The organism is Halolamina salifodinae (assembly GCF_017874235.1).
Lineage (GTDB): Archaea > Halobacteriota > Halobacteria > Halobacteriales > Haloferacaceae > Halolamina > Halolamina salifodinae.
Genome location: NZ_JAGGLC010000001.1, coordinates 601,379 through 616,110 on the forward strand (window position 1 = coordinate 601,379; position 14,732 = coordinate 616,110).

The following is a 14,732-nucleotide window of genomic DNA, read 5'->3' on the forward strand; positions in this document are numbered from 1 at the left end:
TTTAGCCGAGGAACGTCGTCACCAGCCAGAGCGCGCCGATCAGTACCGACGCGATCAGCACCAGTTTCCACGCGATGCTGAGGACGATCCGGCCGACCAGAATCACGATAGCGATGGCGATGACGGCGATCAGCGCCTGCCCGATCGGCCCTTCCGGCATCGGTAGCTGTAGCAGCGCGAGCGACAGCGCCGGGAGTGTGGCAGTCATGCCTGAAGATGGATCTCGTGGGAGCATAACTCTGGGGGCTACGTTCAAGTAGGAAGCCGGGACCAGGGCCTCCGTGATCTGAGAATCGCTGCGCAGGGAACGAAGCGGGTGCGCGACGACCCCCTGCGCGTAACGGATCCGTCGCCTGTTCGCCGACGGGCAGCGGCGTCTACGCGAAGTCCTCGTAGCGTGGCTGCTCGCGGTCGCCGGGGAACTCCTCGACCGGCGCGGTGGTCTGGTCGCCGCTCTCCATCTCCTTGACTGTCACCTCGCCGTTCGCGAGGTCCTGTTCGCCGACGATCACGAGCGTCTCGGCGTTGATCGAGTCGGCGTAGCCCATCTGGGCGCCGAAACTCCGGTCGGACACGTCGGTCTCGACGACGTTCCCCGACGTCCGAAGGTCGCGAGCGACCCGGGACGCGACCTCGCGGGTGTCGCCGACGCTGAGGACGTAGTAGTCCGTCGAAACCGCCTCCTCGGGGAACACGCCGGCCTCCTGCAGCAGCAGCGGGAGCGTCGAGTTCATCACGCCCGGCGCGACGCCCACGGCGGGGGTGGGCTGGCCGCCGAACGACTCGATCAGGTCGTCGTAGCGCCCGCCGCCGAAGATGGCCCGGGAGACCCGACCCTCGGTGTCGAAACACTCGAAGACGACGCCGGTGTAGTAGTCGAGACCCCGCGCCGTACGCAGGGAGACCTCACAGTGCTCCCGGACGCCGAAGTCCTCGGCGGCGGAGAGCACCGCCTTGAGGTTCTCGACGGCGGCGGTGAGTTTCGGCCGGTCGACGGCGTCGAGAAGGGCGTCCAGATCCTCGTTCCCCGCGTCGAGCAGGTCGTCGAACGCCTCGGCGTCCTCGACGGAGAGGCCGGCGTCGGCCAGCAGGCCGAGGTACTCCGCCCGGTCGACCTTTTCGCTTTTGTCGACCGCTCGGATCGCCTCGGGCACGTCGACATCCTCGTCGAAGTGCCGCAGGAGTTCTCCGAGGATGTCCCGGTGAGAGACGCGAAACTCGAACTCCGAGGCCGGGAGGCCGAGTTCGGTCAGCGTGTCGCCCGCGAAGGCGAGGATCTCGGCGTCGGCTTCCGGCTCCGCGGAGCCGAAGATGTCGACGTTCGTCTGGTAGAACTCACGGAACCGACCCTGCTGGACCTGCTCGTAGCGCCAGAACGGCCGCGTCGAGAACCACTTGATCGGCTTCGAGAGCGCCTGCTGTTTGGCGACGACCATCCGCGCGACCGTCGGCGTGAGTTCGGGGGTGAGCGACACCTCCCGGCCGCCCTTGTCGGTGAAGTTGTACAGTTCCTCGACGATCCCCTCGCCGGACTTGTCGACGTACATCTCCACGTCCTCGAGCGCGGGCGTGGCGATCTCCCGGAACCCGTAGCGGCGAGCCACCGCCTCGGTGGTGTCGATGACCTCCCGTCGGGCAGCCATCTCGCCGGGGTAGAAGTCCTTGAACCCCTTCAGCCGGTCGTACATGGCCGAGGGTTCCGGGCGGCCGCGCTTGAATCCTGTCTTTCGCTAAGCCAGCCCGCGGACGATGGTCTGGTCGTGATCCGGGAACACAGCCTCGACGGCCTCGTCGCCGCCGCGCTCGCGGATGATCGCGCGGAGTTCGCCCTCGTAGTCGGCGCGGGCGATCTCCTCGCTGGGCCCGGTTTCGACGTCGAGTTCTTGCTCGACCAGCCGATCCACGGCGCCGCGACCGAACCCGGCAAGCGGCGAGAGGTAGTCGATCCCGTGGCGGTCTTCGAGGCTCTGGGCAGTCGCCCGGGAGACGGTCGGCACGCGGTCGTCGCGGCGGGTGCCGTCGGCGACGGCGATCACGTCCCGGTCGGCGACGACCTCCAGGGCGTGTTCGTGGACGCGCTGGATCCCGTTCCGGGGGTAGCCGTCCTCGATCATGCGGTCGACGGCCTCCTCGGCGACCTCGCGGTCGAGTTCCACCGTGTCGAACGGGAACCCAAGCGCGTCGGCGGCGTTGCGGGCGTTCTCGAACTCCTCGGTCACGCCGAAATGGGCGGTGACGAGGGTCACGTCGTAGAAGCGGTCGAGGATCAGCGCCGCCAGCGAGGAGTCCTTCCCGCCGCTGTAGAGGAGCGCCAGCTCCATCAGCGCCGGCGGATGTCGAAGCTCTTCTCTTCGGGTTTCAGCTCACGCAGGATCTGCTTCATCCGGTCCTCGTCGATCTGTCCCTGGATGCGGCCGCTCTGGGCCAGCGCGGTCACCTGTCGCTTGACTTTCTCGGCGAACTCGGGCTTGCTCATCTCGACGGCGTTGAGCCGCTGGCGCGCGTCGTCGGTGAGATGCTGCTTGAGCAGCGCGTCCTGCTGGGCCTGCGCGCGCTCCTGCTGCTCCTGGGCGGCCTGTTGGGTCCCCTCGCCGCCGGTCTGCTCCTGGAGCTCCTCGAGTCGCTCCTGTCGAAGCTGTTCGAGCCGGTCCTCCTCGGAGTTTCCACTCATAGACGTACGTTACTGCTCTCTCCGCAAAACGGTTGCGACGTTTCAGGCGTACTTCTGGAGCTCGGGACGGTCGAGGTCTTCGAGCGTCTCGCCAGCGGTGGTGTCGAGCAGGCTGCGGCCGTCGTCGGTCACGCGTCGCCCCTCCCCCTTCGCGGTCTCGAGGAGGCCCTCGTCCTCCAGCTGCTGGAGCGCGGTGCGGATGATCTTTCGCGAGCCACCGGTGTGGTGGCTGCCGGAGACGCGGTAGCGCGTCGATCCCTGCTTGGAGCCGCCGTACTCGGTGGCGAGTCGCTCGACACCGACCGGCCCCCGGATCGCGACCTTCCGCAGCAAGCTGGCTGCGCGAACGTGCCAGAAGTCGTCCTGCTGGGGCGGGAGTTCGCGGTCGACGCTGGTCTTGGTGAACTCCACCCAGTCGGGTTCCTCGATACGGCCGTCGAGCTCCTCGGCGAGGGCCTCGATGAGGTCCTCTGCCGGTACGTCGTAGAGGGTTGCCATAGGGAGGATTTCTTTCCTGCTCCGGATAAACCCATCGTATCGGCCTGCCTACGGGGGTCAGGTACGTGCACCGGCACCCACCGTCCCCATCACGACGCCGCCGATGGCGATGGGTACCCAGAACACCGCGCCGCGGAAGATGACCACCGCTGCGAGCGCGACCGACTTGGTGACGCCGGACAGCGGCGCCGCCACGAGCAGGAAGACGAGCACGGCCTCGATCCCGCCGGCGCCGCCGGGCAGCGGCGTCATCCCCGCGATGGCGCCGATGGGGACGACGAACATCACGACCGGGAAGCTGACTGGCTCCCCGATGGCCTGAAACGCCAGCCAGAGCCCGAGCATCTGGAGGAACCACCCCAGCCCGGAGAACCCTAGCGCGAGCGCGAGCCCCCGGGGGTTGGTTGCGACGCGCTCGATAGCCTCGAAGAAGTGGCTCACGCGGCGCTTGATCCCCTGCCGACCGGGATCGGAGACGCGCGGGACGTGCTCGCCGGCCCACTCGGCCACGCGGGAAAAGAGGTTCACGACGCCGGCTTCGAGCCGTTCGTGGCTCCGCCACGCGACCGCGAGACCGCCGCCGACGACGACGGCGAGGGCGACGACGACGGTCGCCGCCGTCTCGAGGCGGTCGCCGAGCGTGGTCGTGCTGGCGAAGTAGGCGACGCCCACGAGCGCCAGCGATATCGAGGGGACGAAGTTCAGCGTGTCGACGCTCGCGATGGCCGCCAGCCCGGTGCCGTACTCGGTGTCGGTGACCTCAGAGATGAGGAGGGCGGTCACCGGCTCTCCGCCGGCCTGCCCGAAGGGGGTGACGTTGTTGTTGAACGTCGCGCCGGCGAACACGAGGAAGGTCTGGAGGGGCGAGACCGACTCCCCGAGCACGCCGAGCACGGTCCGGAGCGCCAGCCCCCACGCGAACAGCCAGCCGACGGTGACGACGATGACCAGCCCCACCGTCGATCTATCGGCCTGTCCGAGGTACTGGAGCAGGTCGCCGACGCCCACGAAGTAGAGCAGCAGCGCGAGCACGGCGACCGCCCCGGCGAACCCAACCAGCGTCGTCTTCAGCCGGTCGGTCTCCATGGCCGGTGGAACTCCCGGCGAGCGTTTCAACCCTCCGATGGCGACCCTCGACGCCGGCCCTTTATCGGCGCGCCCCACCAGTCGACCCCATGGACGAGCGCGACGCGCTGGCGACGCTGGCGGCGACCCTCCCCGCGGCCGGCGACGACGCCGCCGTCATCGACGGGCTGGCGATCACGACGGATATGCTCCACGAGCGGGCGGACTTCCCCGACGGCACTACCCGCGAGACCGCCGGCTGGCGCGCCGTCGGCGCCTCGCTCTCGGATCTGGCGGCGATGGGCGCCGACGCCACCTGCGCTGTCGCGGTGTACGCCGCCCCCGAGTTCGACGAGAAGGAACTGGCGGCGTTCGTACGGGGCGCCAGCGAGGTCTGTGAACTGGTCGACGCCGAGTACGTCGGCGGCGACCTCGACCAGCACACGGAGTTCACGACCGCGACGACCGCCGTCGGGCGCGTCGAGGAGCCACTCCGCCGCGACGGCGCCGAACCCGGCGACGCGATCTGTGTGACTGGCGAACTCGGTCGAACTGCCGCCGCGCTGCGTCGGTTCGCCGCCGGCGACGCCGAATCCGGGAACGATCTGTTCCGGTTCACTCCGCGCGTGGCGGCCGGGCGTGCGCTCCGCGGCCACGCAAGCGCCGCGATGGACTCCAGCGACGGCCTCGCGCGCTCGCTCCACCAGATGGCCGACGCGAGCGACTGTGGCTTCGCCATCGAGTGGGATCGGCTCCCGGTCCACTCGGCCGTCGACGCCGTCGCCGAGAGCGAGGCCGACCGCCGGGAGTGTGCGGCCCACGTCGGCGAGGACTTCGAACTCGTGTTCACGACGCCGGATCCGGACGCGGCGCTGGCGGCAGTCGAAGAAGCAGGGACGGCAGCGACCGTAATCGGCGAGGTGACTGAGGAGGGCGTCGTCGCCGACGGCAAGCCGTTACCGGACCGGGGCTACACCCACGGGTAGCTCAGACGGTCACGATCTCGATCGGCACCGTGAGGAAACAGAGCGCGCCGAGCGCGAACGTGAGCGCGCCCACGAGGGTTCGTTTCCAGCCCAGCGGCGACTCGTCGATGGGGTTCGCCGACCCGCCGAAGGAGACGAACAGCGTGATGACCCCCCAGAGCAGCCAGAGGCCCACCGAGTTCTGCATCCCCAGATCGCGGACGTACCAGAGGTAGCCCGCGAGGCCGAACAGCGTGCCGGGCACGAGCGCGGCGACGGTCTCCTGGCGCTGCCCGAGTACCGCGCGGACGATATGCCCGCCGTCGAGTTGGCCGACCGGCAGGAGGTTCAACACGGTGAAGAACATCCCGATCCAGCCACCCATCACGACCGGGTGGACCGCCTTGCTCGGGTCGTTGTAGCTGGTGCCCTGCCCCAGCGCGTCGGCGATCAGGTCGAGCAGCGGTGGGTTGTGGAAGACGATTGCCTGCCCGCTTCCCTCCAGCACGCGCTGGGGCACCGTAATCGGATCGAGCGAGACGCCGACGGCGGTGACGACGATAGTCGCCGCCAGCCCCGCTAGCGGCCCCGCGGCGCCGATGTCGAACAGCGCCTCGCGGTCGGGAACTCGGCTTCGCATCCGGATCACCGCGCCCATCGTCCCGAACGGAACGTAAAAGGGGATGACGTACGGCAGGCTCACGTCGACGCCGTGCCAGCGCCCGGCGACGTAGTGGCCCATCTCGTGGGTCAGGAGGACGCCCAGCACCGCGGCAGTGAACGGCCACGCCGAAAGCAGCAGGAGGGGGTTCTCGAGAATCGCCGACGGCGGCGTGTAGTACCAGACCGTAGCGCCGACGAACATCGTCGTGAATATCGTCGCCAGCAGGAGGCCGGCGTTGACCGCAGGGTTCCCGGAGGTGCCAGTGGGCGCACCCAGCGGCCGGGCGACGAGCACGTCGTTGCCGGCCTGATCCGTCGAGAACTGGAGTTCGTAGCCCGCTTCCTCGAAGGTCGGGACGAGCTCCTCGGCCAGTCGCGAGCGCGGGACGAGCGACTCGCCGTGATACCGGATACGGTCGCCGTCGCGGCGAACCGCAGTCAGGTGGAACCACGCGTCGAGCGCGTCCGGGTGGGGGACCTCCTCGGACCCGGCTCTGTCTGCCATCGGTTTGGGTTGCCGTCGCTCGCGCATAAGACTTGGCTCCGGAGAAGCGGGGGACCGTAGGAGAGCGTCGTGGGGGACCGTCAGCGGGGGTGCGGAACCGCGTTGTGGGTGGCCCGTCAGGCCGTCTCGACGCGCCACGTGGTCGCGCTCGTGTACGACCACTTCTCGACTTCGAGGTCGGCGGCGGCGTCGCTCAGCTTCACCATCAGCGCGCCGATCTCTTTGGGCGAGAGGTCGACGTCGTCGGCGATGAACTTCGACTTGAAGTACATCTCGCCGTCGTCGACCTTCTCGCGCAGGTAGCGCGTGAGTCGCTCCTCTTTCGAGAGATCGTCGGCCGCGGTCACGCCGTCAGTGGAGGGGTTCCGAGTTGCGCTCATTGGTGTTCTCCTCACTCAGGCCCATGGCCTAAGGGGGCATATAAACTCCAGACCGTCCACCGGAGTTCGGGCGGTTTCAGGCGAACCGAACCGGGAAATAGACGTGAAACGAACCGTTCACGAAGCTCGTAGAAATCTGTAGAAAGTTTACAAACGGTTCTGCAGCCGTAACTCTGGGTCGGAGACCGGACGGATCAAGCCGCCGGTCCAGGCCGAACTACTCCCGTTCGAGCGCTCGATCAGCACCGGCCGCGGGGTCACGCGCGGTCGTGGACCCAGAACTCCTCGTCCTGCGTGGTCTCTTTCTTGAACAGCGGTACCTCGTCCTTGAGGCGGTCGATACCGTCCTCGACGGTCCGGAACGCCTCCCGGCGGTGGCCCGCGAGCACGACGACGAACACGATGTCCTCGCCGTCGACGACGACGCCCGTGCGGTGGTGGAACAGTACCTCGAACACGCCCTCGCGCTCCTCGAGTTCGCTCGCGATGGCTGCCATCCGCTGCTCGGCGACGCCCTCGTACTTCTCGAACTTGAGGTGGGTCGTGGGGCTGTCGTCCTCGGCGTCTTTCGCCCGCACGCGGCCGGTAAACGTCGCGATAGCACCCGAGCGTTCGGCCAGCGGTGACTGTTTGGCCTCGTCGACGAGCGACTCAAGCGTGACGTGTGGGTCGAGATCGTCCAGTTCCGCGGCGAGCGTGTCGGGATCGATGTCGCTCGCGTCGTCGACGCGGTGGTACACGTCGCCGGGCACCTCCGCGTTGCCGATCACGACCGTCGGGAGTCGGAGCTTCGAGAACCCCGAGACGACGGTGTAGTCGTACTCGGCCGCAAGCGAGTCCAGCAGGTCCGAGAACGAGCGACCGTCGCCCGCAGCGGTCCAGTCGCCGTCTTCGGTGAGTTCGAAGCGGCCGTCGACGCCGTCGTCGGCGTCGATACCGGCCGATTCGGTTCGGCCGACGGTCGCGACCCGACCGTCGAATCGGTCGGCGACGGCGTCCCGGATCCCGGCCGCGCCGGGGCCGATGATGGAGAGTGTCTGCATATGGGAGTGGCCGGGGGCGACCGGCTTAGACCTTTGCTCACGGCGACCGAGCGACCGGTTTCCACCGGAGTTGCGCGGTGATCCATAGATACAACTGCGTGCTGTTCGAGCAGCAACCCACAGAATGAATCTCGTGCCCGTCGGCATCGCACTCGTAGCCGCCGGGGTGGTGCTCTGTGCCGTCGCGCTGCTCACTGGCACCCGCCGTGATGAGTCGGTTGCGGTCCCGTTCGCGGTGATGGCCAGCGTGACAGGCGTCGGCGCCGCGGCGCTGGGTGGCGCCGTTCTCACAGGGCAGTCAGCAGCGGCGCTGACCGCCGTCGCGATCAGCGTCTGCCTCCTGTTCCCGGTGCCGTGGCTGGTGTTCTCGCTGCGCTACATTGGACAGAGCGAGTCGGTTTCCTCGACGCTCGTGGCGGTACTGGCGCTGCCGGTGGTGTGTGGTCTCCTGGCGACCGGGGCCATCTTCGCCGCGCAGTCCTTCCCGTGGTTCATGCTCCCGTCCCGACAGACCGCCAGCGGTCCCGTGGCCGCCGTCGTCATCCTCCTGACGATGGTCCGGTGGGTCGCGATTCTCTACGCCGGCGGAGTGACGATCATCGCCAGCGGCCTGCTGCTGTGGACGTTCCATCGCTATGACTACCTTGACAGCACTACTGGCACCCTGATCGGGACGTTCGGAACGGTGCCGTGGATCTCGATCCTGCTGGGGTTCCAGATGGCCGGCGGCGGGCGGCTCGCGCTCCCGCGGATCGCCGTCCTCGGCTTCCTGATCGGCGCCGTAACCGCCGCGGGCGCCGTCAGCCACGGTGGACTGTTCGACCGGGTGCCCGCCGCAGGCAACGTCGGCCCACGGACACTGTTCGACGAGTTGGAGGAGGTCGTCGTCGTGACCGACGACGAGGGGAGCGTCGTTACGCTGAACGCGGCTGCGGAGTCCAAAGTGAACGCCGTCACCGTCGGCGTCGACATGGAGCGAGTGCTCGACGCGTCGCTCGATGCCCTCCACGAGACCAGCACCGTCGCGCTCCGGACCGAGGACGGCCGCCGGCTGTTCGAGCCGACGCTCTCCCCGGTGACAGACCAGCGCGACCGAAGGCTGGGCTACGCCATCGTGCTCAGAGACGTGACCGGCCGGACGACCCGCCAGCAGCGCCTCGAAGTGTTCAACCGGGTGCTCCGGCACAACCTCCGGAACGATATGAACGTGGTGCTGGGCCACGCTCAGCGGCTCCGAACCGAACACAGCGACGACGCCGTCACCGAGAGCGCTGAGACGGTTCTCGACACCGGCCGGCGACTGCTGCAGTTCGCCGAGAAGGCCCAGACGGCCGAACAGCTGATGAGCGGCGGCGAGGCCACGACCCGGGAACTGCGCCTCGAGGTGTTGGTGAGCACCGCGCTCGGTAGCATCGACGAGAGCGAGACGGTCGATCGGGACCACGATATCCCCGGCGATATCGTCATCGACGCGCCCCCGGAGCTACTCAAGCGGGCGCTGAGTAACCTCGTCGAGAACGCCGTTGAACACAACGACCGCGAGCGGCCCTGGGTCCGTGTCCGTGCCTCCTACGACGCCGACCGGGCGTATCCGCTCCACATCGCGGTGGCGGACGACGGGCCGACCATCCCCGACCACGAGCGAAAGGTGATCGAGGCGAGAACCGAGACCCCCCTCAAGCACGGGTCGGGGATGGGGCTCTGGGTCGTCCGCTGGGCGGTCACGCAGTTGGGCGGCGAGATCGGGTTCACCGAGCGGGACCCCCGCGGGACCAGCGTCGTGCTGCGGCTCCCCCACACGAGATGCACCGACGACGAAGCGTAGCCGCGATCACTACGTCACGGTGATATTCCCTCGGTGCCAGTTCCCGTCGCCGCTGGTCTCAGCTCTCAGCTCATAGCTCCCCGGCTCGGGCGGGTTCCTGACGCCGCCGAACGTCAGCAGGACCGAGTCGTTGGCGGCCGCCGAGTACGCCGAGCCCGTGAGCTCGACTTTGAGCGCGCTTCCGTCGTTCGTGACCGTCCAGCCGTTCACGTCGCCGGTGATGTCGCGATCCGCACTCCCGTCGCCGTCGGTGTCGACGGCGATACGTTCGAGGTCCGCCCGCTCGGTGCCGGAGAACATGTCCAAGGAACCGTTCGTCGTCTCCATGTAGACGCTGTTCAGCGAGTTCCCGATCGTGCTCGAGTTGGGTTTGATAGTGAAGTTCACCCGCATTGAGACATCGGTGGCGTTTGCTTCGTCGTTCGAGAGGCGAAAGAGCTCCTCGGGGCCGCCGAGCCAGCGGCCGGCCCCGATCGTCTCCGTCACCGACGAGTTGGGCGCCGTCGGCACCGCCGCATCGCTGTCGAGGCCGTCGCCGTACACCATCACGCCGGTAGCGAGCACCGAGGTGAGCATCAGCGTGAGCACCACCATCAGCACGACCCCGACTATCGGGCTCACACCGCGTCCTTCGGGCACGGCCCGAGTTCGGCGCGGGAGCTCAAAAGCATTGGTGCGGCGCGACCACCGCCCTTAAGAGCGCCACCCTCGCAACTCAACCCAATGCGAGTCGTCGTCTCCATCGGGGGTAGCGTACTGGCGCCCGGGCTCGACCCCGAGCGCGTCGAAGGGTTCGCTGACGCCCTGCAGACGCTCTCGGCGGAGGGCTGTGAGCTGGGCGCGGTCGTCGGCGGCGGGACCGTCGCGAGACAGTATATCGACGCCGCCCGGGAGCTGGCGGCAAACGAGTTCCAGCTCGACGAACTCGGTATCGGCGTCACCCGGCTAAACGCCCGGCTGCTCATCGCGGCGATGGGCCACGGCGTCCAGCGCGCGCCGGCCACGAGCTACGACGAGGCCGGCGAGGCCATCCGCCGGGGCGACACCACCGTCATGGGCGGGGTCACCCCCGGCCAGACCACCGACGCCGTCGCCGCCGCGCTGGCGGAGTACGTCGACGCCGAACTGCTGGTCTTCGCGACCAGCGCCGACGGCGTCTACAGCGCCGACCCAGCCGAGAACGACGACGCCGAACAGTACGGCCAACTCACCCCCAGCGAACTGGTCGAGGTCATCGCGCCGATGGAACGCGGCGCGGGCGCCTCCGCGCCGGTCGACCTGCTCGCGGCGAAACTCATCGAGCGCTCGTCCCTGCGGACCATCGTCCTCGACGGCACCGACCCCCAGGCCGTCGTCGACGCCGTCCTGCGCGGCGAGCACAGCGGCACCGACATCGTCCCCACGGGCGACAGCGACGACCCGACCTACTGGACCCAACATGAGTAGCGAACAGACCCCCGACCAGGACGCCGACGCTACTGGACCCCCCTCTGGCTCGACCGCCGGCAGCGACGCCGGCGACGGCGGCGGCGAGGACGAGTTCCACGCGTTCTGGGCCGACGCCGTCGCCGACGAGGTGGAAGAACGCGACCCGAACGAGCCAATCGTCATCAAGGGCGGCGTCTCGCCCTCCGGGATCCCCCATCTGGGCCACTTCAACGAGATCCTCCGCGGGCACTTCGTCGGCGAGGTGCTCCGCGAGCGCGGCCACGAGGTCCGGCAGGTGTTCACCTCCGACGACCGCGACCCGCTCCGAAAGCTCCCCCGACGGCTGGCTGACGCCGACTGGAACGTCGTGGAGTTGGGCGACGTCGACGCCGGCGCGCTGGGGAAGAACCTCGGCAAGCCCTACACCGCGATTCCGGACCCGTTCGGCGACTGCCACGACTCCTACGGCGAGCACTTCGCGGACCTGCTCGCGGGCGCCGCCGAGCTGGTCGACGTGCCCGTCGAGGTGCTCTCGAACACCGAACTCTACCAGAGCGGAGAGTTCGAACCCGAGATCCGGACGATCCTCGAGAACGTCGATACGGCTCGGGAGGTCCTTTCCGAGTACCAGGACTCCGTCGACGCGGGTTACTCGCCGTTCCGCGTGGTCTGTGAAGAGTGTGGCATCGTCACCACCGACGTGACCGTCGCGGATCTGGAGGAGGGAACCGTCGCGTACGAGTGTACGGGCATCACCGCGGGCGACCGCGAAATCGAGGGCTGTGGCCACAGCGGCGAGGCGACGCTCCGGGACGGGAAGCTCTCGTGGCGCTTCGAGTGGCCGGCCCAGTGGAGTCTGCTGGGCGTCGATTTCGAGCCGTTCGGCAAGGACCACGCCGAGGGTTCCTGGCCCTCCGGCGAGGACATCGCCCGGAACGTGCTGGACATCCAGCCACCGGTGCCGATGACCTACGAGTGGTTCACGCTCAACGGCGAGCCGCTCTCCTCCTCCGCCGGAAACGTCGTCACGGTCCCCGAAGTGCTGGAACTGCTGGAGCCAGAGGTGCTGCGGTACTTCTTCGCGCTCGACCCGAACAAGGCCCGGGACTTCGACATCTCGCGGCTGGACCAGTTGGTCGACGACTTCGACCGCTTCGAGCGCGCGTACTTCGGCGAGGTCGACGACGAGGAACTGACCCGGTTCGCCGAGCGCGCGTACCCGTTCGTGGTCGCCGGGCGACGCCCGGCTGCAAGCGGGACGGAGTCCCGCCCTGTCGAGGAGGTGAAGGAAGACCGCGTCCGCCTGCCCTACACGTTCGCGTCGGTGCTGGGGATGGTCGAGGACCGCGACCTGCGCGTCCAGATGGCCCGTAACGAGGGCCATATCCCCGAAGACGCCGGCGAGGACGTGATCGAGGACGCACTCGCCCGCGTCGAGCGGGCCCGTGCGTGGGCCGAGCGCTGTGACAACGCCTACAACTACCGGCTCCAGACCGATCTGCCGGAGGTCGACCTCGACGAGGCCGAGCGCACGGCGCTCGACGATCTGGCCGACTTCGTCGCCGCGGGCAACGACGGCGAGGCGATTCAGGGGCGGATCTACGAACTCGCCGAGGAGCACGGTCTCGAGACCGGCGACCTGTTCGCGGCGGGCTACAAGCTCTTTTTCGACAAGACCCAGGGCCCCCGTCTCGGGGAGTTCATGGGCGAACTCGACCGGTCGTTCGTCGTCGAGCGCCTCCGACGCGAGGGCTGATCGACGGGGGCGGACCCGAACGCCTTTGGCCGGCCGGACCGGATTCAGAGACAGATGATCGACGGGCTGCTTCAAGCCGTTCCCTCCGTCGGCCCGCTGACGTGGGTGCTGATCGGCGCCGTCGCCTACACCATCGCCGCCTACTGGCTCGACGCCGAGGGCTACCTCCCCGAGTCGATCAGTGTCTCGGGGCCCATCACGACGATTCATACCAGGCGCGGCCGGGCGTTCCTCAACTGGCTCGCCGGGCCCAAGCGGTTCTGGCGGGCGTGGACCAACGTCGGCCTCGGCGCGACGCTGGTCGTGATGGTCGGGATGTTCTTCATGCTCCTCCAGCAGGGGCGCTCCATCCTCGAGAACCCCCCGGCGCCGTCGCCGGTGAACGAACCCTCGAACGTGCTGGTGATCCCGGGCGTCAACGAGTTCCTGCCGCTCTCTGTCGCGCCGGAGATTATCGCCGGCCTGCTGATCGGCCTCGTGGTCCACGAAGGTGGCCACGGCCTGCTCTGCCGCGTCGGCGACATCGACGTGGAGTCGATGGGGCTGGTGAGTTTCGCCGTCATCCCCATCGGTGCCTTCGTCGAACCCGACGAGGAGAGCCAGCGGACGGCGAACCGCGGCGCCCGCGCCCGGATGTTCGCCGCCGGCGTCACCAACAACTACGCGGTGACCATCCTCGCGTTCGCGCTGCTGTTGGGCCCGGTCGTTGGCTCCATCAGCGTCGCCTCCGGCGCCGCCGTCGGCGGGGTCCTCCCCGGATCGGCCGCCGACGACGCCGGCATCGACGCCGGCGACCGGATCGAGATGGTCGACGGCCAGGCAATCGCCGACGGCGGCGACCTCGAGGCGTATCTCGCCAACAGCACGGAGGAGTCGGTCTCCGTCACACTCGGCGACGGCACGGAGACGACCGTCGAGCGCTCGCTCTTGGTCACGCGGCTCTCGGCCGGATCACCGTTCGACCGCGAGAACGACGCCGGCGTCGACGTGAACGACACCATCACGGCCGTCAACGGCACCGAGGTCCGGACCGAGCGCGGCTTCCGTGAGGCGGTCTCGGGCCGCGAGACCGTCTCGATAACGACTGACGACGGCGAAACGACGACGGCGCCGATGGGCGTCGTCTCGCGGGCGACCTCGCCCGCGCTCCCGGGGATCGGCGGCGACGCGGCCGACCACCCGCTGAACGCCTCCGGCTTCCCGACCGACGACTCGTTCACGCTGCTCAGCATCGCCGGGCAGCGGACACTGACCCCAGCGGACGTGACTGCAGCGCTCGACCGGAAAGCCATAGGTGAGGACGTGGAAGTCGTTGCGGTCGTCGATGGCGAGCGCCGAACCGAGACGGTGACGCTGGTCAAGGACTACCGTGACGGCCGAGAGGGCAGCTATCTTGGTATCTCGCCGGTGTCGGGCTACAGTGGGGTCGGGATGAGTAGTTTGGGCGTCGACTACTACCCGGCCGCGGAGTTCCTCGCGATGCTGACCGGCGAGGGGCAGTCGCTGCTGGGGGCGACGTTGGTCGTCCTGCTGCTCCCCTTCATCGGCGCCGTCGGCGGCGCGCAGTACAACTTCGCCGGCTTCGTCGCGGCCAACCGGAACTTCTACGAAGTCACTGGGCCGCTCGAACCGCTGGGCGGCGGGGTGTTCCTGCTCGCGAACCTCCTGTTCTGGACCGGGTGGATCAACCTCAACCTCGCCTTCTTCAACTGCATCCCGGCGTACCCGCTCGACGGCGGGCGGATCCTCCGGGCCTGCGTGGAGGCGGTGGTCTCGCGGCTCCCCATCGAGGACAAACACACCGCGACGCGGGCGGTGACCACGAGCGTAGGGCTGGCGATGCTGGCCTGTCTGCTGCTGGTGGTGTTCGGGCCGCAGTACCTGAAGTAAACTACCCCACCCTACTCCCTCGGCGCTACGCGCCTCGGTCCTT

15 protein-coding genes are annotated in these 14,732 nt (G+C 68.5%); 5 read left to right on the top strand and 10 right to left on the bottom strand.

From position 1 onward, the window contains the following. Position 1: 1 nt before the first annotated feature. The 6 genes from J2753_RS03185 to J2753_RS03210 all read right to left on the bottom strand — a co-directional run bounded on the left by J2753_RS03185 (position 2) and on the right by J2753_RS03210 (position 4,255). Positions 2 to 208, bottom strand: a complete 207-nt coding sequence (locus tag J2753_RS03185) for a hypothetical protein (RefSeq protein WP_209490767.1) — start codon at positions 206 to 208, stop codon at positions 2 to 4. A 169-nt stretch (positions 209 to 377) separates the two neighbouring features. After that, positions 378 to 1,688 carry a histidine--tRNA ligase gene (gene hisS / locus J2753_RS03190; RefSeq protein ID WP_209490384.1) on the bottom strand — a complete coding sequence of 437 codons (1,311 nt, stop codon included), beginning with the start codon at positions 1,686 to 1,688 and terminating at the stop codon, positions 378 to 380. 42 nt (positions 1,689 to 1,730) lie between these two features. After that, entirely contained in the window at positions 1,731 to 2,321 is a 591-nt protein-coding gene (locus tag J2753_RS03195) for a DUF7411 family protein (RefSeq protein ID WP_209490385.1), read from the bottom strand. After that, positions 2,321 to 2,671, bottom strand: coding sequence for a DNA-binding protein (locus tag J2753_RS03200; RefSeq protein ID WP_209490386.1), 351 nt, complete (start codon positions 2,669 to 2,671; stop codon positions 2,321 to 2,323). The genes J2753_RS03195 and J2753_RS03200 overlap by 1 nt, the downstream gene beginning before the upstream one ends. A 42-nt stretch (positions 2,672 to 2,713) precedes the next feature. Then, positions 2,714 to 3,169 carry a 30S ribosomal protein S19e gene (locus J2753_RS03205; protein WP_209490387.1) on the bottom strand — a complete coding sequence of 152 codons (456 nt, stop codon included), beginning with the start codon at positions 3,167 to 3,169 and terminating at the stop codon, positions 2,714 to 2,716. 57 nt (positions 3,170 to 3,226) lie between these two features. Further along, a complete protein-coding gene (locus tag J2753_RS03210) occupies positions 3,227 to 4,255 on the bottom strand; it encodes a lysylphosphatidylglycerol synthase transmembrane domain-containing protein (protein WP_209490388.1) in 1,029 nt (342 codons plus the stop codon). A gap of 89 nt (positions 4,256 to 4,344) precedes the next feature. On the opposite strand from J2753_RS03210, the gene thiL reads away from it, so the two are divergent. Further along, the gene (gene thiL / locus J2753_RS03215) at positions 4,345 to 5,220 is read left to right on the top strand and encodes a thiamine-phosphate kinase (RefSeq protein ID WP_209490390.1); all 876 of its coding nucleotides are present in this window, start codon (positions 4,345 to 4,347) and stop codon (positions 5,218 to 5,220) included. Between the two features lies 1 nt (position 5,221). On the opposite strand, the gene J2753_RS03220 is transcribed toward thiL, so the two are convergent. From J2753_RS03220 to J2753_RS03230, 3 genes are all read right to left on the bottom strand, one after another. Continuing rightward, entirely contained in the window at positions 5,222 to 6,367 is a 1,146-nt protein-coding gene (locus tag J2753_RS03220; protein WP_209490391.1) for a site-2 protease family protein, read from the bottom strand. 116 nt (positions 6,368 to 6,483) lie between these two features. Continuing rightward, positions 6,484 to 6,747 (bottom strand): DUF7123 family protein, encoded by a 264-nt coding sequence (locus tag J2753_RS03225; RefSeq protein ID WP_209490392.1) that lies wholly within the window; start codon positions 6,745 to 6,747, stop codon positions 6,484 to 6,486. A 257-nt stretch (positions 6,748 to 7,004) separates the two neighbouring features. Next, the gene (locus J2753_RS03230) at positions 7,005 to 7,790 is read right to left on the bottom strand and encodes a molybdopterin synthase (RefSeq protein ID WP_209490393.1); all 786 of its coding nucleotides are present in this window, start codon (positions 7,788 to 7,790) and stop codon (positions 7,005 to 7,007) included. 124 nt (positions 7,791 to 7,914) lie between these two features. On the opposite strand from J2753_RS03230, the gene J2753_RS03235 reads away from it, so the two are divergent. Next, positions 7,915 to 9,615, top strand: a complete 1,701-nt coding sequence (locus J2753_RS03235) for a sensor histidine kinase (RefSeq protein WP_209490394.1) — start codon at positions 7,915 to 7,917, stop codon at positions 9,613 to 9,615. 9 nt (positions 9,616 to 9,624) lie between these two features. Here J2753_RS03235 and J2753_RS03240 read toward each other — a convergent pair whose 3' ends face one another. Then, the gene (locus tag J2753_RS03240; RefSeq protein ID WP_209490395.1) at positions 9,625 to 10,254 is read right to left on the bottom strand and encodes a type IV pilin; all 630 of its coding nucleotides are present in this window, start codon (positions 10,252 to 10,254) and stop codon (positions 9,625 to 9,627) included. An 84-nt stretch (positions 10,255 to 10,338) separates the two neighbouring features. On the opposite strand from J2753_RS03240, the gene pyrH reads away from it, so the two are divergent. Genes pyrH through J2753_RS03255 form a run of 3 tightly spaced genes read left to right on the top strand, consistent with a single transcriptional unit; the run spans position 10,339 to position 14,689 of the window. Then, complete coding sequence (pyrH, locus tag J2753_RS03245; RefSeq protein WP_209490396.1) at positions 10,339 to 11,061, top strand: UMP kinase; 723 nt, start codon at positions 10,339 to 10,341, stop codon at positions 11,059 to 11,061. Continuing rightward, a complete protein-coding gene (gene lysS, locus J2753_RS03250; RefSeq protein ID WP_209490398.1) occupies positions 11,054 to 12,799 on the top strand; it encodes a lysine--tRNA ligase in 1,746 nt (581 codons plus the stop codon). Before pyrH ends, lysS begins: the two co-directional genes overlap by 8 nt. Before the next feature lie 54 nt (positions 12,800 to 12,853). Next, positions 12,854 to 14,689 (top strand): site-2 protease family protein, encoded by a 1,836-nt coding sequence (locus J2753_RS03255; protein WP_209490400.1) that lies wholly within the window; start codon positions 12,854 to 12,856, stop codon positions 14,687 to 14,689. Positions 14,690 to 14,732: the final 43 nt, after the last annotated feature.